Source organism: Mesorhizobium sp. P170090 (assembly GCF_057786115.1).
Genome location: NZ_JBYNWH010000001.1, coordinates 4,353,544 through 4,374,416 on the forward strand (window position 1 = coordinate 4,353,544; position 20,873 = coordinate 4,374,416).

At 61.4% G+C, this 20,873-nt stretch carries 23 protein-coding genes and 1 pseudogene; 7 read left to right on the forward strand and 17 right to left on the reverse strand.

The annotated features are described in order from the left end of the window. Window positions 1-14 precede the first annotated feature (14 nt). The 3 genes from pdhA to eno form a co-directional block, all read right to left on the reverse strand. Window positions 15-1,061, reverse strand: coding sequence for a pyruvate dehydrogenase (acetyl-transferring) E1 component subunit alpha (gene pdhA / locus AC3EML_RS21095; RefSeq protein ID WP_023682559.1), 1,047 nt, complete (start codon window positions 1,059-1,061; stop codon window positions 15-17). Window positions 1,062-1,256: 195 nt separating this feature from the next. Next, window positions 1,257-1,580 carry an FtsB family cell division protein gene (locus tag AC3EML_RS21100; RefSeq protein WP_023682560.1) on the reverse strand — a complete coding sequence of 108 codons (324 nt, stop codon included), beginning with the start codon at window positions 1,578-1,580 and terminating at the stop codon, window positions 1,257-1,259. 137 nt (window positions 1,581-1,717) lie between these two features. Then, entirely contained in the window at window positions 1,718-2,992 is a 1,275-nt protein-coding gene (eno, locus tag AC3EML_RS21105) for a phosphopyruvate hydratase (RefSeq protein ID WP_352462430.1), read from the reverse strand. 186 nt (window positions 2,993-3,178) lie between these two features. Here eno and AC3EML_RS21110 point away from each other — a divergent pair, with 186 nt between their 5' ends. Next, the gene (locus AC3EML_RS21110; protein WP_198029319.1) at window positions 3,179-4,669 is read left to right on the forward strand and encodes a glycoside hydrolase family 19 protein; all 1,491 of its coding nucleotides are present in this window, start codon (window positions 3,179-3,181) and stop codon (window positions 4,667-4,669) included. 109 nt (window positions 4,670-4,778) lie between these two features. Beyond that, the gene (locus AC3EML_RS21115) at window positions 4,779-4,901 is read left to right on the forward strand and encodes a hypothetical protein (protein WP_023682563.1); all 123 of its coding nucleotides are present in this window, start codon (window positions 4,779-4,781) and stop codon (window positions 4,899-4,901) included. An 82-nt stretch (window positions 4,902-4,983) separates the two neighbouring features. Here the strand turns inward: AC3EML_RS21115 and AC3EML_RS21120 are convergent, their stop codons facing one another. The 6 genes from AC3EML_RS21120 to AC3EML_RS21145 form a co-directional block, all read right to left on the reverse strand. Next, window positions 4,984-5,349, reverse strand: a complete 366-nt coding sequence (locus AC3EML_RS21120; protein ID WP_023668909.1) for a PRC-barrel domain-containing protein — start codon at window positions 5,347-5,349, stop codon at window positions 4,984-4,986. A gap of 83 nt (window positions 5,350-5,432) precedes the next feature. Next, window positions 5,433-5,636 (reverse strand): dodecin family protein, encoded by a 204-nt coding sequence (locus AC3EML_RS21125; protein ID WP_023668908.1) that lies wholly within the window; start codon window positions 5,634-5,636, stop codon window positions 5,433-5,435. A gap of 97 nt (window positions 5,637-5,733) precedes the next feature. Continuing rightward, entirely contained in the window at window positions 5,734-6,612 is an 879-nt protein-coding gene (gene kdsA / locus AC3EML_RS21130; protein ID WP_023706540.1) for a 3-deoxy-8-phosphooctulonate synthase, read from the reverse strand. After that, the gene (locus tag AC3EML_RS21135; protein ID WP_023701747.1) at window positions 6,609-7,481 is read right to left on the reverse strand and encodes a VOC family protein; all 873 of its coding nucleotides are present in this window, start codon (window positions 7,479-7,481) and stop codon (window positions 6,609-6,611) included. The genes kdsA and AC3EML_RS21135 overlap by 4 nt, the downstream gene beginning before the upstream one ends. Window positions 7,482-7,536: 55 nt before the next feature. Then, complete coding sequence (locus AC3EML_RS21140) at window positions 7,537-7,827, reverse strand: Dabb family protein (RefSeq protein WP_023701748.1); 291 nt, start codon at window positions 7,825-7,827, stop codon at window positions 7,537-7,539. A gap of 113 nt (window positions 7,828-7,940) precedes the next feature. After that, window positions 7,941-8,075, reverse strand: coding sequence for a hypothetical protein (locus tag AC3EML_RS21145; protein ID WP_023688440.1), 135 nt, complete (start codon window positions 8,073-8,075; stop codon window positions 7,941-7,943). A gap of 259 nt (window positions 8,076-8,334) precedes the next feature. On the opposite strand from AC3EML_RS21145, the gene AC3EML_RS21150 reads away from it, so the two are divergent. Next, entirely contained in the window at window positions 8,335-9,585 is a 1,251-nt protein-coding gene (locus AC3EML_RS21150) for an SAM-dependent methyltransferase (protein ID WP_023668904.1), read from the forward strand. A 60-nt stretch (window positions 9,586-9,645) separates the two neighbouring features. Here the strand turns inward: AC3EML_RS21150 and AC3EML_RS21155 are convergent, their stop codons facing one another. Beyond that, window positions 9,646-11,625, reverse strand: coding sequence for a bifunctional 2',3'-cyclic-nucleotide 2'-phosphodiesterase/3'-nucleotidase (locus AC3EML_RS21155; RefSeq protein WP_352520379.1), 1,980 nt, complete (start codon window positions 11,623-11,625; stop codon window positions 9,646-9,648). 141 nt (window positions 11,626-11,766) lie between these two features. Next, entirely contained in the window at window positions 11,767-13,032 is a 1,266-nt protein-coding gene (locus tag AC3EML_RS21160) for an NAD(P)/FAD-dependent oxidoreductase (RefSeq protein WP_023701751.1), read from the reverse strand. A gap of 179 nt (window positions 13,033-13,211) precedes the next feature. Here AC3EML_RS21160 and AC3EML_RS21165 point away from each other — a divergent pair, with 179 nt between their 5' ends. Continuing rightward, window positions 13,212-13,877 carry a 5-formyltetrahydrofolate cyclo-ligase gene (locus tag AC3EML_RS21165; protein ID WP_352520380.1) on the forward strand — a complete coding sequence of 222 codons (666 nt, stop codon included), beginning with the start codon at window positions 13,212-13,214 and terminating at the stop codon, window positions 13,875-13,877. Between the two features lie 55 nt (window positions 13,878-13,932). Here AC3EML_RS21165 and AC3EML_RS21170 read toward each other — a convergent pair whose 3' ends face one another. Both AC3EML_RS21170 and AC3EML_RS21175 read right to left on the reverse strand, forming a co-directional pair. Then, on the reverse strand, window positions 13,933-14,196 hold the full coding sequence (locus tag AC3EML_RS21170; protein ID WP_352520381.1) for a hypothetical protein: 264 nt from the start codon (window positions 14,194-14,196) through the stop codon (window positions 13,933-13,935). Between the two features lie 60 nt (window positions 14,197-14,256). Beyond that, window positions 14,257-14,439 (reverse strand): annotated as a pseudogene (locus tag AC3EML_RS21175) (Lrp/AsnC ligand binding domain-containing protein); the annotation flags it as partial. Between the two features lie 174 nt (window positions 14,440-14,613). On the opposite strand from AC3EML_RS21175, the gene AC3EML_RS21180 reads away from it, so the two are divergent. After that, window positions 14,614-15,027, forward strand: coding sequence for a hypothetical protein (locus AC3EML_RS21180; RefSeq protein WP_352520382.1), 414 nt, complete (start codon window positions 14,614-14,616; stop codon window positions 15,025-15,027). On the opposite strand, the gene AC3EML_RS21185 is transcribed toward AC3EML_RS21180, so the two are convergent. Next, the gene (locus AC3EML_RS21185; protein ID WP_023668897.1) at window positions 15,024-15,497 is read right to left on the reverse strand and encodes an Lrp/AsnC family transcriptional regulator; all 474 of its coding nucleotides are present in this window, start codon (window positions 15,495-15,497) and stop codon (window positions 15,024-15,026) included. The two genes, AC3EML_RS21180 and AC3EML_RS21185, sit on opposite strands and share 4 nt — an antisense overlap. A 155-nt stretch (window positions 15,498-15,652) precedes the next feature. On the opposite strand from AC3EML_RS21185, the gene ald reads away from it, so the two are divergent. Both ald and AC3EML_RS21195 read left to right on the forward strand, forming a co-directional pair. After that, the gene (gene ald, locus AC3EML_RS21190; RefSeq protein ID WP_352520383.1) at window positions 15,653-16,768 is read left to right on the forward strand and encodes an alanine dehydrogenase; all 1,116 of its coding nucleotides are present in this window, start codon (window positions 15,653-15,655) and stop codon (window positions 16,766-16,768) included. Between the two features lie 205 nt (window positions 16,769-16,973). Continuing rightward, window positions 16,974-18,254 (forward strand): outer membrane protein, encoded by a 1,281-nt coding sequence (locus tag AC3EML_RS21195; RefSeq protein WP_031201700.1) that lies wholly within the window; start codon window positions 16,974-16,976, stop codon window positions 18,252-18,254. A gap of 390 nt (window positions 18,255-18,644) precedes the next feature. Here AC3EML_RS21195 and AC3EML_RS21200 read toward each other — a convergent pair whose 3' ends face one another. The 3 genes from AC3EML_RS21200 to sseA form a co-directional block, all read right to left on the reverse strand. After that, window positions 18,645-19,112 (reverse strand): DUF1203 domain-containing protein, encoded by a 468-nt coding sequence (locus tag AC3EML_RS21200; protein WP_352520384.1) that lies wholly within the window; start codon window positions 19,110-19,112, stop codon window positions 18,645-18,647. 258 nt (window positions 19,113-19,370) lie between these two features. Continuing rightward, window positions 19,371-19,934 (reverse strand): GNAT family N-acetyltransferase, encoded by a 564-nt coding sequence (locus tag AC3EML_RS21205; RefSeq protein WP_023682574.1) that lies wholly within the window; start codon window positions 19,932-19,934, stop codon window positions 19,371-19,373. Window positions 19,935-19,939: 5 nt separating this feature from the next. Then, entirely contained in the window at window positions 19,940-20,791 is an 852-nt protein-coding gene (gene sseA, locus AC3EML_RS21210; protein ID WP_023691267.1) for a 3-mercaptopyruvate sulfurtransferase, read from the reverse strand. Window positions 20,792-20,873 lie beyond the last annotated feature (82 nt).

Here is a 20,873-nt window from a genome sequence, read left to right on the forward strand (position 1 = left end):
TCCTTGCCCTCCCGTTACAATACGATGTCGGTCCAGAGCTCGGACGGATCCGGCTCTGCGTCGTGCTGGGCAAATTCGGCGGCGTCGGCGACGATGTCGCGGACTTCCTTGTCGATGTTCTTGAGTTCGTCCTCGGTCGCCCACTTCTTGGCCGTCAGCCGCGCCTTGACCTGCTCGATCGGATCATGATCCGAGCGCATCTTCTGCACTTCTTCCTTGGAGCGGTATTTCGCGGGATCCGACATCGAGTGACCGCGATAGCGATAGGTCTGCATCTCGAGGATGATCGGACCGTTGCCGGCACGGCACCATTCGGTCGCCTGATCGCCGGCGGATTTGACCGCACGCACATCCATGCCGTCGACCTGAATGCCGGGAATCTTGAACGAGGCGCCGCGATGCGAAAAATTGGTTTCGGCCGACGAGCGCGACACCGAAGTGCCCATGGCGTAGCGGTTGTTCTCGATGATGTAGATCACCGGCAGCTTCCACAGCGAGGCCATGTTGAAGCTTTCATAGACCTGGCCCTGATTGGCAGCGCCATCGCCGAAATAGGTCAGCGACACATTGTTGTTGTCGCGGTAGCGGTTGGCGAAGGCGAGACCGGTGCCGAGCGAGACCTGCGCGCCGACAATGCCGTGGCCGCCGTAAAAATGCTTCTCCTTGGAGAACATGTGCATGGAGCCGCCCTTGCCCCTCGACAGGCCACCACGGCGTCCGGTCAGCTCTGCCATGACGCCCCGCGGTGACAGTTCCATCGCCAGCATGTGGCCATGGTCGCGATAGGCGGTGATCATCTGGTCGCCGTTGATCAGCGACATCTTCATGCCGGTGACGACCGCTTCCTGGCCGATATAGAGGTGGCAGAAGCCGCCGATAAAGCCCATGCCGTAGAGCTGGCCGGCCTTTTCCTCGAAGCGACGGATAAGCAGCATGTGCCGGTAGGCGGCAAGCTCCTCGTCCTTGGTGAAGTCGGCCGGCTTGGGGGCGGAAAGCCCCGTTGATTTGGCGGATGTCGATTTAACGGATTTGGCAGGCGCTTTTTTGGCGGCGGTGGCCATGCATCACTCCCTGTTGGCGTCTCTTCGCGGACACTAAAGCAGACCATGTCTGCTCCGGGGAGGATCAGCTCCTCCCCACCGATTGGAAGGAAGCTAACATGCGAGACGGCGTTTCGCCATGCAGAAAAACGCATGGCTGGCATGCGCCTAAACGCCCAGAATCGTTAGAGATAACAGCGATTAACCGAAATTCGGTTATTTCGAATTGGCCGGCAGCATGATGGTGATTTCATCGGGCTGGGACAGATTGAGCGCCCGGCGTGCCTGCTCGTCGAGCATATCCTTTTCAAGCGTGCCCTCATGCATCAGCTGGACGCGCCGCTCCAGATCGATCCGGCGCGCCTTGATGGCATCGTACTTGGCCTGCAATTCGATGGTCTGCGCTTCGAGCTGATATTTGGAATTGATGCCGAACTCGCCATGATAGGCATGGAAGCCGAAATAGGCCAGGAACGCCACGCAAAGCGACGGGATGATCAGCCGGCCGGTGTTTCTCTGCTTGTGCTGGCGTGTCCACATGGTCGCAATCCTTTGACCGCCATTTGTCGCTCGATTGTGCTTAATGGACGGTTACGGACAGGTGCATTAGCCAGCGCCCGCAACGAAAAAGGGCGGGAAAATCCCGCCCTTCGTCGTTTTCGCCAGTTCGGCAGAATTTAAGCTTTGATTACCGACTTGCCGGCGTAGCGCGCCTGCTTGCCGAGCTCTTCCTCGATGCGGATCAGCTGGTTGTACTTGGCCATGCGATCCGAGCGCGACAGCGAACCGGTCTTGATCTGCCCGCAATTGGTGGCGACGGCGAGGTCGGCGATGGTCGAATCCTCGGTTTCGCCCGAACGGTGCGACATGACGGCTGTGTAGCCTGCCTTGTGCGCGGTCTCGACAGCGTCGAGCGTTTCGGTGAGCGAGCCGATCTGGTTGACCTTGACCAGGATCGAATTGGCGACACCCATGCGGATGCCGTCGCGCAGCCGCGCCGTGTTGGTGACGAAGAGGTCGTCGCCAACCAGCTGCGTCTTGTTGCCGATCAGGTCGGTCAGGTACTTCCAGCCCTCCCAGTCGTCCTCGGCCAGGCCGTCCTCGATCGAGATGATCGGATAGTCGGCGGCAAGCTTGGCCAGGTACTTGGCCTGCGCCTTGGGATCGCGGGTCCTCTTCTCGCCCTCATAGACGTAATTGCCGTCCTTGAAGAATTCGGTCGCCGCACAGTCGAGACCAAGCGCGATCTCCTCGCCCGGCTTGAAGCCGGCCTTCTCGATCGATTCCATGATGAAATCGAGCGCCACCGGCGCACTCTTCAGATTGGGCGCGAAGCCGCCTTCGTCGCCGACATTGGTGTTGTGGCCGGCATCCTTGAGCTTCTTGCGCAGCGTGTGGAAGATTTCCGAGCCCCAGCGCACGCCTTCGCGCAGCGTCGGCGCGCCGACCGGCAGGATCATGAATTCCTGGAAATCGATCGGATTGTCGGCATGCGCGCCGCCATTGATGATGTTCATCATGGGCACCGGCAGCAAATGCGCCTTGGTGCCGCCGACATAGCGGTAGAGCGGCAGGCCGGCGGCTTCCGCCGCGGCCTTGGCGACCGCCAGCGAGACGCCGAGGATGGCGTTGGCGCCGAGCCGGCTCTTGTTGGGCGTGCCGTCGAGCTCGATCATGGTCTGGTCGATGTGGATCTGGTTTTCGGCTTCCAAGCCGCCGATCGCCTCGAACAGCTCGCCATTGACGGCCTCGACCGCCTTGAGCACGCCCTTGCCGAGATAGCGGGCGCCACCGTCGCGCAGTTCGACGGCCTCATGCGCGCCGGTCGACGCGCCCGACGGCACCGCGGCGCGGCCCATCGAGCCGTCTTCGAGGACGACGTCGACCTCGACGGTCGGATTTCCACGGCTGTCCAGGATTTCACGCCCGACAATGTCGATGATGGCGGTCATTGCGATGTCCCCGATTGATCGATTGAAAGCGTCGCGCCCCTCTTAGCCAAAGTGCCGCAAAAGGCAATCAGGAATGGCATGAAATAATGGTGACAGTCGCCCCATGCGCTCAGGCCGTGGGGCATGGGCGACGCCATCTGAACGCAAACAGCCCGCCCTGACGTCATATGTCTGGCGCGGCATGGGGTGGGTGCCCCGCCCCTGCGGCAATGCCTTTGTCACGAAACCAGGCGGCACACAAACTCCACCCGATGCTTCAAAAGAGGCTACCGCCAACGTGACAAACTTCACAATGCAGAGAATTCGAAGATGTTAGGGTCACATCTACAACGCGAACTATTTGGCGACCACAGTGAAATCAACAAACTTGAACTCTTTGGGGAGGCGGCAATGGCAGCGATTTCAGGTACTGGCTGGGAACTTCTTATTAGTCGCCAAGTCGAGCATACGAGGGGCACCAGACGCAGGACAGTTGGTACCTATAAAGTCTTTCACAACGGCACGGCAGTAACGGGTCTATCGGGGTTCGTGTGTGAATCTCGCGGCCCAGGCGACAATTCCAAAGAAGACAATGGCAGGCGCATCGAGCCCGGAACCTATCCACTGGCGACGCAGGCCGGAGGCAAATATGTGACCATCGGCTACACTGGCGGCAAGACGCCACCCAAACCTGGACTCGAACTGCTGAAGACCAACAAGCGCACCGAAATCCTGATCCATCCGGGCGTCAATTTCCTGTCCAGCGTCGGGTGCATCAATCCGACGAAGAAGGTGAGCGGTCCGCTTTCCGACATGGATTTCACGGAGAGCCGGACACGCGTAATCGCCCTCATCGACGATCTGAAAACCTTTGCCGGCGGTGGCTTCCCGAAAAGCAACGGCAAGCGAATTCCCAATGCTTCGGTGGTCGTCGAAGGCGAGCCGGTGCTCTCGACCGAGAGTGTCGAGAGCGTGCTCGAAGCCGTTGCGGGCGATCCGAACAAGGGTTTGCCAGCAGCGGTCTTCCAGAAATTCGCGCCGAGACCGGCAAGCGGTTCCAAGCGAACAATCTATGACGGTTACATCGGCGCCTTTACCTCCGACAAAGGCCTCAAGACACTTGGCCATCATGGCGTGTGCAACAACTATGATCGGCTGATGCATTTCTTCGCTCAAGCGGCGATGGAAACCGGTGGCTTCACCCTCATTCGCGAATCCCTGACCTACACGACCGTGGCGGCAATCCGGAACGCATGGAGGTCGCGAGCCGCGGGCAAGACGGATCAGTGGATCAAGGACAACCTGCTGCGCAAGCCGCAAGCCCTGGGCGACTGGGCCTATGGCGGCCGCATGGGCAATGTGAAAGGAACGTTGGACGGCTTCAATTTCCGCGGCGGCGGCACGTTCCAGACCACCGGGCGCGACGCGTACACGGCCAAGGGCAAGCTCGCCAAGGTTGACCTCGCCAATCATCCTGAACTGATCGAGGATCCGCAGACTTCGCTGCTCGCAGCTTGCGCCGAATGGAAAGGGTCAGGCTGCAATGCCTTTGCCGATGCCGGCCTGATCAAAAAGATCTCGCGCGCGATCAACGTCGGCAACGCCAATTCCGCCACGCAGGCCAATGGCGAAGCGGATCGGATCGCCTGGCACGAAAAGATTTTCAAGGCGGTGAAGAATGCCGGACTCCTCGGCTGAGCATGCCTCGGATCACGTTCGACAACACCACGTCATCATAATTCAGAGATAACAATCTCTGTGTCGACTAGGATGGTGATGCGCGGGGCGAAACAGGAGGAGTTTCGCCATGTCCGAGTTGAGCGGTATCGTGAGTTTGTTCCTGATCGCGGCGGCGTTCCTGACGTCCTGCGATACGCAGCAGCCGCCCAGGGCGGCGACGCAGCTGTCCACGCTTCATGCAGCAGAATAATTTAGAAACTGTCGGGTTGCACTGAAAAGGCCCCCGTTTCGGAATTCGGGGGCCTTTTCACGTCAGGCGTCAGCGCAGCTGATCAATGCCAATACGGCGTGACCTTGTAGTAATCATAGGAAGCGTCACGTGCGGCCTCGCCATCGGCGCCGGCCAGTTCATTGATCGAATAGGCGGGTGCTGCCTTCAGCTGCTCCTTCGAGAACGGCACGACATAGCCGCCCTTGTCCTCGTCATAGTCGAGGCTCGCCCACGGAATGGCGTGATACTTCTCGCCAATGCCGAGAAATCCACCGAACCCGATCACCGCGAACATGATGCCGTTCGACGTCTTGTCGAGCATGATGTCCTCGATGCTGCCGATGCTCGTGCCTTCGGTGTTGTAGACCGACGTGCCGATGACGCGCGAAGCGGCGATGGCTTCGGTGTGGCCTGTCTGGGTGGTCATGGCTGCTGCTCCTCATGTCGTTGATCGATACTTTGACAATGAGGTGCGCGGGCGAAAGTTCCCGTTTTTCGAGCGGCGGGCGGTTACTCCGCGAGGATGAACGTCACCTTCATGTTGACGCGATAGGCCGCGATCCTGCCGTCCTCAACGACGATCTTCTGGTCCTGGATCCAGGCGCCTTCGACGTTCTTCAGGGTCTTTGAGGCGCGCTCAATCCCCTTCTCGATGGCGTCCTGAAAGCTCTTTTTCGACGACGACGTGATTTCGGTGACGCGGGCGACGGACATGGCTTCCTCCTGCCAAGACGCTCATTTGCAGCAGCGAGCCTACAGCCGGCTTATGCCTTCCACAAGCAGGGCAGCGCGCGCGCCATAGCCGAAACCATCAGCCTCGGTTCAGGTCAGCAGCATTCTTGGCGATGCGGTCGAATGCCATCAGTCTTTCGAGCAGCGCCGGCATGTCCTTCAGCGGCAGCATGTTGGGCCCGTCGGAGGAGGTCGAATTGTCGGGATCCTGGTGGGTCTCTATGAACACGCCGGCGACGCCGACGGCAACGGCAGCCCGCGCCAGCGTCTCGACAAAGCGGCGCTCGCCACCGGAGGAACCGCCCTGCCCGCCCGGCTGCTGCACCGAATGGGTGGCGTCGAAAATCACCGGCGCGCCGATCTCGGCCATCACGGGCAAAGCCCGCATGTCCGACACCAGCGTGTTGTAGCCGAAGGAAGCGCCGCGCTCGGTGGTCAGCACATTGGGGTTGCCGGAGCCGGTGATCTTGGCCACCACGTTCTTCATGTCCCAGGGCGCCAGGAACTGCCCCTTCTTGACGTTGATCACCTTGCCGGTCTTGGCCGCGGCGACCAGCATGTCGGTCTGGCGCGACAGGAAGGCCGGGATCTGCAGCACATCGACATGGTGCGCTACGATCGCGCACTGCTCCTCGGTGTGGACATCGGTCAGAATGGGAAGCGAAAACGCCTTGCGCAACTCGTCGAACACCGGAAGCGCCGCGTCCATGCCGGCGCCGCGCGTTGCCGACAGCGAGGTGCGGTTGGCCTTGTCGTAGCTGGTCTTGTAGACGAGGCCGATGCCGAGCTTGCCGGTCAGTTCCTTCAGCGCGCCGGCCATGTCGAAAGCGTGCTGGCGCGATTCGAACTGGCACGGGCCGGCGATCAACGCCAAGGGCCCGCTATTGTCGAAGACGACGTTGCCGACGGTTACCGACGAATTCGGCGCCATCGAATTAGGCCCTTGCGGCTTGCTCATGGGGTCTCCCGGAAGATGAAAGCCGCGCCCTGTCCGGATGCCGGCTGCACGACGATTTCGTTGCCCGCTATATCGTGCCCGACGGCGTTGTCTGCAAGCAGCCTCGCGACAGCGCCGACACTGCGGACTGAAAAGACAATCGCGGCGAAGCGAACTCTTGTCGGCGCACCGGCCGGAATGTCGAAGCGCGCGGTGAAAGCCGCAGGATCCAGAACGGTCAGACGCGCATTCGGCAGGTCGAAGACCGCGCTGCTCTGCTGCTCCGAGCCAACCACTGTCGAGATCAGGCTGATCTGTGTGGAAGGCACATCGCTGACCGCAACGACTTCGGCAATGCCGGTCACGCCATTGGCATGAGCGTGCAGCGCCGTACGGTCGATTTGAGGGGCGTTGATCCGCTCGCAAGCGAACAGAAAGGCGTCCATCGTCTCGGCGCCGGCGGCGAAAGCCAGTTTGAACGAGGCCATGTCGCTCTTTCCGGCCGTGTCGGTGAAGGCGCGGGAAAAGCTCAGCACGTCCCCCGCCGACAGACCGGCCGAGACATAGCGCGCATGATCCGCATCGGCATCATCGGTGGCCAGCACCACGGCGGAAAAGCCCTCATCGCCCAGGCTGGCGCGATAGAGCCGGTCGCGGGCGACAAAGACATTGCCGCCGGCGATCGCACTCGCTGCCACCTGTTCATTCCCAACCGCCAGCGGTTCGAGATAGGTGCCGTCGGCAAGGAAGACGCAGCAATTTTCGGTGCCGAAGGGATGAATGCCGGTTGGCGCGACGATGAAGCCAAGCGATGTCAGCCGCGCCCGCGCCACGGCGAGGCTCGCCGTCGGCAGCACCAGATGGTCAAGCGGATGGGTCGTGCTGGTCATGCCGGCGCGGTGTGCATCATTCCCGAAATTGGTTCAAGGCCTCTTGCCGGCCCGATCAGGCCGTCGCCACGATATCGGCCGAATAGCGCAATTCGCGCAAGGGTTTGACTCGGCTGGTCGTCTCGGCATAGAGCGGGTGCGCCTTGTATGCGGCAAGCGCGGCCTCATCCTCGAACTCGGCATAGACGACCACGTCGATCGCATCCGACAGCGGATCGACCTTGGTGTTGAGCGTCACCTCGAAGAGGCTTGAATGCGGGATCTTGCCCAGTGTGAGCAAGCCCGTGCGCACGGCCTCGACATCGTCCTTGCGCCGCGCGCTGAAGAAAACGATATGCCGGATCACGCCTGCCTCCACGTTCGATTTGCGGCATGTTTTGTGTGAGCGGGACCGTCGCGTCAACCGCCACGATGTCGCGCCCGGCAATGCCGGCAGGCGACTTTGCAGAGGCGCAAAAGCTAGGCTTTGCCGGTGACGTAGCGCACGACGCGCGACATTTCCCTGACCGTCGTGTCGAGATAGCGGCCCTGATTATAGAGGCCATCCCAGATCAGGAAAAAGGCGATGGCGACGATGACGATGACGTAACGCATGGCTGAAACTAACGTATGTGGCTGTTCCTAACCATAGCGATTTCACCGGCGGTCGCTCGCCCTCACCGATTCTGGCCCCAGGCACGCCACCTGGGCCAGTGCCGGGCACGGCTTGCCTCTTGAAGTTCCGGTCGATGCGGTGGAAGATTGTGGCGAAAATTTAAGCAGGCTACGGCGTTCGCGCCTGGCGAATGAAAGTGGAGGATGTGGAGGCCGGCAGATCTTGCGCCGCCCCCGCGGAAGTCCAGGGGGGTGTGAGATGGCTGTCAGGGAATACAAAGGCATCGGCGACGCCATCAGGCTGGACGAACTCAATTTCGCCGAGATCGTCAAGGGCCTGCCGGCCAAGGCGCGCATGGTGCTGTCGGCGGCGATGAAATTGCCGCGCGGTTCGCTGAAGGTGAGGATGCCGGATGGCCGGGCGGTGCTTGTCGGCGGCAACGGACCCGGGCCGGATGCCGAGCTGGTGTTGAAGAACTGGCGCCTGCCCGGCCGTGCCTTTTCCGGCGGCACCATCGGCGTTGCCGAATCCTACATGGACGGCGACTGGGAAAGCCCTGATGTAACCAGCTTCCTCGAACTGTTCGTCGTCAACTCGGCCGTTGGGGAACGCATTGCCGGCGGCGCCAACTGGCTCATCAACACGGTCCAGCGCATCCGCCACTGGTTCAACGAAAACACCCGCACCGGCTCGAAGCGCAACATCTCGGCGCATTACGATCTCGGCAACGCCTTCTACAAGCAATGGCTCGATCCCAGCATGACCTATTCGTCGGCGCTCTATGCGACCGGCGCCAACGACCTGGAAAGCGCTCAGGCCGCCAAATACCGCGCGCTGGCCAAGGATACCGGCATCGGCAAGAAGGACCATGTGCTCGAGATCGGCTGCGGCTGGGGCGGTTTTGCCGAATTTGCCGCGCGCGAGATCGGCTGCCGCGTCACCGGCCTGACCATCAGCCGCGAACAGCACGATTTCGCCAAGGCGCGCATCCAGAAGGCGGGACTGTCTGACAAGGTCGACATTAAGCTGCAGGATTACCGAGACGAAACGGGCACTTACGACCGCATCGCCTCGATCGAGATGTTCGAGGCGGTCGGCGAAAAATATTGGCCGGTATTTTTCGGCAAGATGAAGGCGTGCTTGAGGCCCGGCGGCACCGCCGGCCTGCAGATCATCACCATCAACGAGGCCGCCTACGACACCTATCGGGCGAGGCCGGATTTCATCCAGCGCTATGTCTTCCCAGGCGGCATGCTGCCGACGCCGTCGATCCTGAAGACGCTGGGCAGCGACCATGGCCTTGCCCATCTGCGCGAGCGCGTCTTTCCGGACGACTATGCCCGCACGCTTGCCGAATGGCGCAACCGCTTCTGGGCGTCGTGGGAAAAGATCGTCCCGCTCGGCTTCGACGACCGCTTCAAGAAGCTTTGGGAATTTTATCTCCACTATTGCGAAGCCGGCTTTAGAGCCAGCTACATCGACGTGCGCCAAGTGGTCTACAAAGCCTGATCCGAAGCGTGATTGAGCGGGCGTATGCCCGCTCGTTTTCCCTGTTAGCTGCACGTTGCCTCAAAGCAGGATGCGATACTTCGCAAACCCGGATTCGCCCTCGCCGGCCGGCTCGATCTTGAGCGATTTCACTCCCGATATAAAATCCTTCGCTTTGGGGCCGGTCTCGAACACGACGCTGGTGCCGGGCAGCGGCGTGAACGACCAATTGTCGTCGGCCGAGGGATTGATCGTGCCTTCGCTGACGACGTAGCGCACGATCACGTCGCGGTTGGTGTCCGGCGCCTCGTAGATGATCTTCGAGGCATTGATGTCGGGGAAATTGCCGCCACCGCCGGCGCGGTAATTGTTGGTGGCGACGACGAATTTCGCTGCCGGATCAATAGGCTTGCCGTCGAAGCTGAGGCCGACGATGCGGTTCGAGCCGGCATTGGCGACGCCACCCTTGGCATCGTATTTCGGCAGCTGCGACAGGTCTATTCCGTAGCTGACGCCATCGATCACATCGAAATTGTAGGACGGGAATTCGGTGTCGATGAGCGCCTGGTCGGCCTTGCCCGGCTCGATCTTCCTGAAAATGCCGGCCGACATTTCCAGCCATTCCTTCACTTGCGCGCCGGTGATTTCGACGGCGCGCACCGTGTTCGGATAGAGATAGAGGTCGGCGACGTTCTTGATGGCGATGTCGCCCACCGGCACGTCGGTATAGTAGTCGGCGCCGTTGCGCCCGCCGGCCTTGAAGGGTGCTGCCGCCGACAGCAGCGGCACATCCTTCCACTGCGTGCTCTTCAATATGTCCTTGAGGTACCAACTCTGCGCCTGGTTGACGATCTGCACCGACGGATCGTCGGCGACCAGCGCGAAATAGGAATAGAGCGGCGCCGAGGTCTTGCCGACCGGTCGGCGGACATAGGCAAGTGTCGCCTCATGGTCCGCCTTCAGCGCATCGACGACGCGCTGGTCGTCCGCCACCGTCGGCTTGTTTGCCTTGTCGACGCGCTGGTAGATCGGCCTTGCCTCCGATGTGGCCGAGGCTACGCGCCATTTCGATCCGTCCCGTTCCAGAAGCAGATCGATCAGTCCCATATGCGAGCCCCAGAAACCGCCCATCACGGCGGGCTTGCCCTGCAGCGTGCCTTTCTCGGTGTCGACGCCTTCGAGCGCCTGAAAATCCTTCTTACCGGGGAAGACGAGATGCTGATGGCCGGTGAACACCGCATCGATGCCTTCGACGCCGGCGACGAAGAAGGAGGCGTTCTCCATGCCGTCGCCCTGCTTGATATCGATGCCGGAATGCGAGAGCGCGATGACGATGTCGGCGCCCTCCTCCTTGATCTGCGGCACCCATGCCCTGGCCGCCTCGACGATGTCGCGCGTCCTGACATTGCCTTCCAGGTTCTTCAGGTCCCAGACCATGATCTGCGGCGGCACAAAGCCGATGATGCCGATCTTGATCGGCTGCTCGGCGCCCGACCCGTCCTTGATCTTCTTGTCGAGGATGACATAGGGCTTGAGGTAGAGCTTGTCGCCGCGCGGTTTGGCGGCAAGCTCGGTGCCGCGGATCAGATTGGCGCAGACGAAGGGGAAATTGGCTCCGGCCAGCACCTTGTCGAGGAACGACAGGCCGTAATTGAACTCGTGATTGCCGAGCGTCGAGCACTCATAGCCCAGCAGGTTCATGCCCTTCATGATCGGATGCAGATCGCCTTCCTTGAGGCCCTTCTCATAGGCGATGTAATCGCCCATCGGATTGCCCTGCAAAAGATCGCCATTGTCGATCAGCATCGCATTGGTGGCTTCCTTGCGCACCGCCGCGATCAGTGAGGCCGTCCGTGACAGGCCCATCGTGTCGTTGGCTTTGTCTGCGTAGTAGTCGTAAGGCAGCACATTCACATGGATGTCGGTGGTCTCCATGATCCTCAGATGCGCCTGATTGGCCTGCGCGCGGGCGGAAAACGGATGGAGCATGATCAGCGCCCCGCTGGCGGCCGTACCGGCAAGAAAACTACGGCGGGAGACGGGGTAATTGAGATGCGGCATTGGTTTTCCTTCCCAGCGACGTGACAAGATCCCAGCCCCGAGCGGAAGCTTCGCGCCGAAAACCGGCCATGTCCATCGGGAAGTCAGTCGATCAGCTAAAGGTGACGGCTGGATGAATATCCTTGGCCGCGGTTGAGAACCTCAGCCCTTGTTATCATCGCCCTGGGTGATCAGCCGCGCGCTGCGCTGGCCGGTGAAATAGATCCATAGCCAGCTAAGCGACACCGAGAGCCGGTTGCGAAAACCGATCAGGAAGTAGATATGCGCCACGCCCCACAGCCACCAGGCAAGCCATCCCGTGAGCTTGATCGAGCCGAAATCGATCGCGGCTGCCCACTTGCCGATCGTCGCCAGGTCGCCGGCATGTTTGTAGCGGAAAGGGCGCGGCGCGCTATCGCCGGCCAGCCGCGCCCTGATCGTCGCGGCAACATGCTTGCCCTCCTGCTTGGCCGAGGGCGCCACGCCGGGCACCGGTTTGCCGTCCGGCCGCAAGACATGCGCGGTGTCTCCGATGACGAAGATTTCAGGACTGTTCGGCACGGTCAGATCGGGCTCGACCATTACCCTGCCCGCCCGGTCCACCGGCGCGCCCAGCCACTCTCCCGCGGGCGAAGCCGCTACGCCGGCGGCCCACAGGATGGTTCGCGCCGGCAGATGCGTCTCGCCAAAGACGACGCCTTCGGCATCGAGGCGCGTGACGGCGCGGCCAAGCTCGACCGTGACGCCCCGCCGCTCCAGCGCCTTGCGCGCATAGTCGGACAGCTTTGGCGCGAAATTGGCTAGGATCCTGTCTCCGGCCTCCACCAGCACCACACGCGCCTCACGCGTGTCGATGTTGCGGAATTCGCCGCGCAGCGTTTCATGCGCGAGTTCGACAATGGTGCCGGCAAGCTCCACGCCGGTCGGGCCGCCGCCGACGATGACCAGTGTCAGCAGTGCCTGGCGCGTGGCCGGATCGGTCTCGCGCTCGGCCTGCTCGAAGGCGAGCAGGATGCGCCGGCGAATGGTAGTTGCGTCTTCAAGCGTCTTCAGCCCAGGCGCGAAAGGCTCCCATTCGTCGTGGCCGAAATAAGCATGACGCGCGCCGGTGGCGAGCACCAGCGTGTCGTAGGGAACAGAACTGCCGTCCTCAAGCAGCACGCGTTTGCCTGGGCGGTCGACGCCGGTGACGTTGCCGAGCAGGGTCGTCACGTCCTCGCGCTTGCGCAGCAGATGACGGATCGGCCAGGCAACTTCCGAGGTCGCCAGCGAGGTGGTCGCCACCTGGTAGAGCAGCGGCTGGAAAAGGTGATGGTTGCGCTTGTCGATCATGGTGATGCGCACGGGTGCGCCGGCCAGCGCCCGGGTGAGTTCGAGACCGCCGAACCCTGCGCCGACGACAACGACATGATGGCTGGTTTCACTCATCGCATTCACCCCTGTTTGTCTCTCTTTATCTAGTGATTTTTGTGCACCGCAACAATGTCGCGGCGCGCTAGACTGCCGCTTAAGGCTGCCCAGGACTCGTCGCCGGATGTCGCGAATGCCTATGTCGGCAAGCCTGGACGGGTATAGCCTTGCAGGGGCTGGAACCACGGGAGTGAAGCATGGCCAACGACGATGACAAAGATCGCAAAGGGCGGGCGCAATATTCTTCGCCGCCTTGCTTCATGCACGAACTCGATCCGGAATTTCGCGCGCCATTGACCGACTGGACCGATGTGCGCCGTTGGCGCAAGGCCGAGCGCGAGCGTCTGATCGCGGCACGGTTGGCGGTTTCCGCCGATGCGCGGGTGGCGATGTCGCGGGCTATCGCCGAAGGGCTCGACGCGACCATCGGCGACATTGCCGGCCGCATGGTCAGCCTCTATTGGCCGTTTCGCGGCGAGCCGGACCTGCGGCCGTGGATGGCGTCGATCAACGAACGCGGCGGCCGCACGGCGCTGCCCATCGTGATCGAGAAGAGCCAGCCGCTGATCTTCCGCGCTTATGTGCCTGGCGACCGGCTGGAAAAAGGCGTCTGGAACATCCCTATCCCCGCCGAAGGCGACCCGGTGCTGCCCGACATCGTCATCTCGCCGATCGTCGGCATCGACCCGCGAAACTACCGCCTGGGCTATGGCGGCGGCTTCTTCGACCGCACGCTGGCTGCCATGCCGTTCAAGCCATTGGTCATCGGCGTCGGCTACGAACTGCAGCGCATCCCCACCATCTACCCGCAGCCGCACGACATCCCGATGGACCAACTGGTGACCGAGGTATTAAAAGCCTAGCGTGATGAGATTCAGAGACCCTCCGTGTGATCGCACATATTCATAAATATCACGCTTAGAAAAGATCGCCGTTGGTGTCATTCCCAGGCAACTGAGGAATATCCGCCTTACCGGCATCTTTATACTCGGCCAACAAACGAATGCGGCGATACACACTGAACAGAATTTTCAGCAAGACAAGCGGATCTCCGGTGCGCGCGTGTAGCGCACCTGCAGACGGAAGCTCAATCAATCGGGCCATGTCATTGGCACTGTCGGCGATTATCTTCACCTCTTCAGCGGCTTTTCTATTATCCACTTTATTTGATTTTACGCACAATTCCGTGCACTCCGCTACTCAGCTCCTAAGCCTCTCCGCTTCTTCTCCATCGCCGCGCGATCAACAATCGCGCAAGGCAAAGGACGAACTGATCTTCATCACGTGCGGCATAGCAGACAGCCACTTCTTGTGGATGCGTTGATAGCCCACGAGGTGCTTCGCCGCGATGCGCAGGATGTAGTCGTATTCACCCGACATCAGGTGGCAGGACAGCACATTTGGGCAGCACTTTATCGCCGCGTCGAGGCCGGTTGACCGCCGTGTAGCAACACAAATGTTACGTGACAAAAATCCGACGTGGTCGATAAATACTCTTTAAGGGAACCATGCTGCAGCGAACCGCTTCGACATGCGCTTCGGGCGGATCCAACAATGTCGAGCCGCTCTTGAATTGGCTGCTTCGCAACGGGTGGCGAGATGATCGGACGAACCATAGCAATTACCCTCGCAATTGCGTTTTCCCTTTCGCCTTTGCATGCGCAACCACGGCATCGTTTGCCGACCGGCTACAAATGGGGCCGCTGCCTGCTTGTTGTTGGCGGTCAGACCCGCATATCCGGAAGGTGCTCTTATCAAATCGAGCAGGGCGGCGATTTCAATATCCAGGGACCGAAGCAAGTTTTTGCAGGGATCGACTATCCTGATCCGCATAGTGGCGCTGGTGAAATGTCTAAAGATTACTGGGCGGATGTCTACAAGGACGGTGATGTCTGGGCGGGCTATGCAAACTCCGACATTCGCGCCACCCACGGTGATGAACGCTGGGAAGAACTTCGCCGCGAAGGCGCATGCTATATCGGGAAGGACGTCCGAGTATGTTTGTGGCGTTAAGCCAGTTCCGGCTTCATTCCCATGGCGGTCCGATCGACGATCTCGCGCAGGGCAAAGGATGAGTTGATCTTGGTCACATGCGGCATCGCCGACAGCCACTCCTTGTGGATGCGCTCATAGTCGACCAGATCCTTGGCGGCGATGCGCAGGATATAGTCGTATTCGCCCGACATCAGGTGGCACGACAGCACATTGGGGCAGCGCTTGATCGCCGCCTCGAAATCCGACAGCGTCTTTTCGAACTGTCCCGACAGCGATATGTGCACGATCGCCGTCATCTGGTGGCCGAGCGCGGCATTCGAAAGCCGGGCGTGATAGCCGCGGATGGTGCCGGATTTCTCCAGATTGTCGAGCCGGCGCGAACAGGCCGACTGCGACAGGCCGACCCTTTCGGCGAGCGCCGCATTGGGTATGCGGCCATCCTTCTGCAGTGCCTCGAGAATGGCGATATCGATCCTGTCGAGCGGCATTTACAGTGATTCCTGCGAAAATTCTGCAATTTCGCGCAACGATTATCGAAACGCGTGACCCCGCGCAAGCGCATTCGCAAACACCTGCGCAACGATTCGTGGTTCACTCGGTTGATACAGGGAACGAGCCCGAAGGGCCTGATCAGGAGAAGACTATGCGCGTCGGTTGCCCCAAGGAAATCAAGAACCACGAATACCGCGTCGGCCTGACGCCGGGCTCTGTCCGCGAATATGTTGCGCATGGCCATGAAGTGCTGGTCGAAAGCGGCGCCGGCGCCGGCATCGGCGCCGATGACAATGCCTATCGCGCCGCCGGCGCCACCATCGCCAAGACCGCCACCGACGTGTTCGCCAAGTCGGACATGATCGTCAAGGTCAAGGAGCCGCAGCCCAACGAATGGGCGCAGTTGCGCGACGGCCAGATCCTCTACACCTATCTGCACCTGGCCCCGGATCCGGAGCAGACCAAGGGCCTGCTCGCGTCCGGCGTCACCGCAATCGCCTATGAGACCGTAACCGACGACCGCGGCGGCCTGCCGCTCCTGGCGCCGATGTCGGAAGTTGCCGGCCGCCTGTCGATCCAGGCCGGCGCGACCGCGCTGCAGAAGGCCAATGGTGGCCGCGGCGTGCTGCTCGGCGGCGTGCCCGGCGTACTGCCCGGCAAGGTCACCGTGCTCGGCGGCGGCGTCGTCGGCCTGCATGCCGCCCGCATGGCGGTCGGCCTCGGCGCCGACGTCACCATCATCGACCGCTCAATCCCGCGCCTGCGCCAGCTGGACGACCTCTTTACAGGCCGCGTCCACACCCGCTACTCCACAGTCGAGGCGCTTGAGGAAGAATGCTTCTCGGCCGACATCGTCGTCGGCGCCGTGCTCATCCCGGGTGCTGCGGCACCCAAGCTGGTGACCCGCGAAATGCTGTCGGGCATGAAGAAAGGCTCGGTGCTGGTCGACGTCGCTATCGACCAGGGCGGCTGCTTCGAGACTTCGCACGCCACCACCCATGCCGAGCCGACCTATGAGGTCGACGGCGTGATCCATTACTGCGTCGCCAACATGCCGGGCGCCGTGCCGGTGACCTCGGCGCACGCGCTCAACAACGCGACGCTGCATTATGGCCTGCTGCTGGCCGACAAGGGCCTGAAGGCGCTGGTCGACGACCACCATTTGCGCAACGGTCTCAATGTCCACAAGGGCAAGATCACCAATCGCGCCGTCGCCGAAGCACTCGGCTATGAGCTGGTCGAACCGAAAGTGGTTCTGGCTGCCTGACCTGACCTGGCATTTTGCCTCCCTTACCCGCCGGTTGTACCGGCGGGTTTTTCTTGGCTACAAGACCGCAAAACGCCCGCTCCAGGGCAAGGTGCAGCCCCTCTCGACAGCGCTTTTGCCTGTCGATGTGACATTTTTGTCATTCCAATATTAACGAGCATCCTGTTAGAACACGGACGGGTTTGTTCTATGCTAAGGGGCTAAAATGTTCATTTCTGCTAAATCCGTTCTTCTCAGCGCCGTTTCGGCAATGGCTTTGATATCCGTAGCGCATGCCGCCGATGTTGTGCAGCCGGTGGAAGAACCTGCCGGTTTCAACTGGAGCGGCGCCTATGTCGGCATTGGCGGCGGCTTCGGCGCCACCGTGCACCGCATCAGCGTCGACCCGTTTCTCGACTTCAATGGCATCGGCGGCAACGGCGTGTTTGGCGAAGTGACCGCCGGCTACGACTATATGGTCTCTGAACGCTTCCTGCTCGGCGGCTTCATCGACGCCAACATCGGGAATATCGGTCCGTCGATCAGCCTTCCGGGCGCTGATATCGACCTGACGAACGCTTATGGCTTCGACGTCGGCTTGCGCGCCGGCTATCTCTTGAACCCCAGTACGCTCGGCTATGTCCTTGGTGGCTACACCTGGAACCATTTCAAGCTGGAAGGGTCCGGAGGTCTGGACGGGCTTGAGTTTACCGAGGATCGTGGCGGCTATGTTCTCGGCGTCGGCATGGAAACCGTGCTGCGCGGCAACTGGACGCTGAAGACCGAATACCGCTACGCCAACTATGGCGACGACTCGGTGGCTGACCTCGGCATTATCGGCGGCCCGGGAACCTCTCTGGATGTCGAGCCATCCAGCCACACCTTCCACATCGCGGCCAATTACCGCTTCGGCGCCCAGAATGGCGGCGGGGCCTCGTTTGCTGCTCCGACCTACAACTGGACCGGCTTCTATGTCGGCGGCGCGCTTGGCGCCGGCACCGTGGTGCATGACCTGACGCTCGCCAGCGCCCTCGAATTGGATGGCATCGGCGGCGAAGGCGTGTTCGGCGAGGCGAGCATCGGTTACGACCATGATTTCGGCGGCTGGGTCGCCGGCGTTCTGGTCGACGCCCGCTATTCCGGCATACGCTCGAAGCTGGACATTCCGGGTGGGTCGATCAAGGGCGATGCCGACTATGGCTTCGATGCCCTGGCCCGCATCGGCGCCAAGGTCAACGAATCGACGCTGGCCTATGTCCTCGGCGGTTACAGCTGGCAGCATTTCGACCTGCATGCCTCCTCGCCCGTTGGCGACATCGTCGACTGGGGCTCGAGCGGCTTCTCGGTCGGTGGCGGCCTGGAAACGGCCGTTTCCAGCAACATGACGCTTGGTCTCGAATACCGCTATTCGCAGTATGAGAAAGAGGATTTCGGTTCGGACGGCTTCCTCACCGACGAGCCTTCCTTCCAGACCGTTCGCGTCGGCGCGAAGTATAAATTCAACTAAACGCCGCACACACACACGGCGAAGGCCCGTCGGTCAATTCCGGCGGGCTTTTTCTTTGCGCAAAATTCCTGGCGCCGGAATTGAACAGGCTGGCGGACATCAAAAAAGCGGAGCCAAAGCCCCGCTTCCTCGGTCATCGAGATCCCCGCCGGTTCATCCGCGGTCGGCAATCCATCGACGCTGGTCTTTTACCGAGAGAATGCGACGGGAGTACGACAAGTCCCAACCGCCATCGGCGTGCGTCGCCATGCCGGCGAGGATCGCGATGCTGTGTGAAGTGCTTCACATCCGCAATTCGAAAAGCATGCGCAGACAGGGATGCCAACTTGACGGATCGAGCCGTCACACGGTTCCCAACTGCCCGCCAGACCACCGGCGGGCATCTTTTTGTCAGAAACGCTCGATGCGGCACTGATAACAATTGTTGCGCGCCGAGCGGACGTGGACATAGGCGATGTCAGCGCGCTCAAACAGCGTCTCTGCCCGCGCCGCAATGCCGCCAGTCGGAATGACGCCGCCGCTGCCATAGACGATGCGGTCATCCGCACCATAGCCGCGCACGATATAGTCGCTGCTCTCAAGCATCTCTGGAAGCGCTTCTGTCTCGGCTGCGCGTTCGCATTCCTGCGCATGCAGGAAGATCGGTCCTGTCTCGGCGTAAGGCTGCAACGCCGGAAACGGCCGATAGGCCATGATCAGATAGCCATGGCCTTCGGCGACGTTTCTCAGGCAATGCCGGCACGGCACCCCGTCGCCATCTGAAACCTTCCGCTCCGGCGTTTGCCCGTAGGCGTCCGGCCCGCCGCGCTGCAGCGCTCTCACATCTTCTGTCGGCAAGGCTTTGAACTGGACGGTCATGGCTAAATCTCCGGTGTGGTTGACCGGAAATTATGCCCCCGCCGAGGTGCTTCCCACCCGATTCCTGTCAACTGTCAGCAGCCCGGCCAGTCTCAGGCCGGACTGCTTCGGCATTGGGCAGGTCCCGCGCCGGCTCAGCGGATGAAATCGTCGAAGCGGCGCAGCATCACCCGGCGCCTGCGCCAGTTCTCGTCCTGGGTCCGCACGAGCAGGAATTCCTCGCCATGAACGGTCGGTTCGGCCTTCAGTCGGAGAAAGTCACGGCCGCATGACGCTGGCCGAGCGCTCGGCGAACGACAGCGGATGCACGGTCTCCTTCTTTTGCGCCACCGGCGCAAAACCGAGCTTCTGGTAGAGCGGCAAGGCAGCCGGATGGTCGAGCGTGCAGGTCTGCACCGTTACCCGTTTCGGCCCATACGACCATGCTGCGGCAATCGCCGCACCGAGGAACCAACGGCCGATGCCTTGCCCGGTCGCATGTTCCATCATGCCGAAATAGGCGAGCTCGACTTCCTCTGGCAAATGCGGCTTGAGGTCGAAGAAACCGGCCGGCGCGCCGTCGAGATAAAGCACCCTGATGTCGCGGTCCTCGCGGTGGATCCCGGCGGCAAGCTCGTCATCGTCCAGCCTCAGCACATTGACCCAATGCCATTTGCGCCCGACCCGATCCATCAGATAGCGATAGAAATGCAGCGGAATGTCCTTGGTCCTGAGCAGCGCGATCTGCCTGTTGTAGGGCAAGGGCGGCGAATAGGCCGGCGGCACATGCATTTCCAGAAACGTGACCGTGACCTCGATGTCGTCCAGCGCGCCATTTTCCATCGCCATCATTCCTTGCCCGTCACCACGGGCGTGTCTGCCAGCCCGCCCCATTCCGTCCATGAGCCGTCGTAGAGCCGGTTGTCGGTGTGGCCGAGCGTCTCCAGCGCCAGAGTGACGACAGCCGCCGTGATGCCGGAACCGCAAGAGGTGACGACCGGTTTCGACAGATCGATACCGGCATCCTCAACGGCCTTGCGCAACTGGTCCTTCGACAACAGCGCGCCATCCTGTGACAGCGCCGAATAAGGCAAATTGTGCGCGCCGGGCATGTGGCCGGAGCGAACACCCGCGCGGGGCTCTGGCTCGGCGCCGGTGAAGCGGCCCGCGCCTCGGGCGTCCGCAATCTGGCTCTCGCCAGTCTCGACGATGCGGCGCATGTCGGCAAGGCTGGCGACGCGAGCGGCATCGAAATCGGCATGAAACACATTCGGCGCGATCTTGGTCGGCTCCGCCGTCACCGGCCGGCCCGCCGCCTTCCAGCGGTCGAAGCCGCCGTCGAGCACATAGACCTGGAACACGCCCATGACGCGGAACATCCACCAGGCGCGCGGCGCCGAGAAGAAACCCGGACCGTCATAGACGACAATGGTGTCGTCGGCCGAAATTCCCATGGCGCCTACATATTGCGCGAAATGCTGTGGCGAGGGCAGCGTGTGCGGCAGCTTGGCATCAGGATCGGAGGCCGCATCATGATCGAAGAATCGCGCACCCGGAATATGCGCAGCCTCATACTCGGCGCGCGCATCGCGCTTCTGCGCCGGCAGATACCAGGATGCATCGACGATCGTCAGGCCGGGCTCGCCAAGACGGCTCTGCAACCAGTCCGCATCGACGGTGAAAGGGCTGTCATCGGCCATTGTTCTTCTCCTGCTCCGCCTTGGCGAAGCATTGCTTCCTGTTGACCATGATCTTCCCCGAAAACCCGCTTCCACTTTTCGG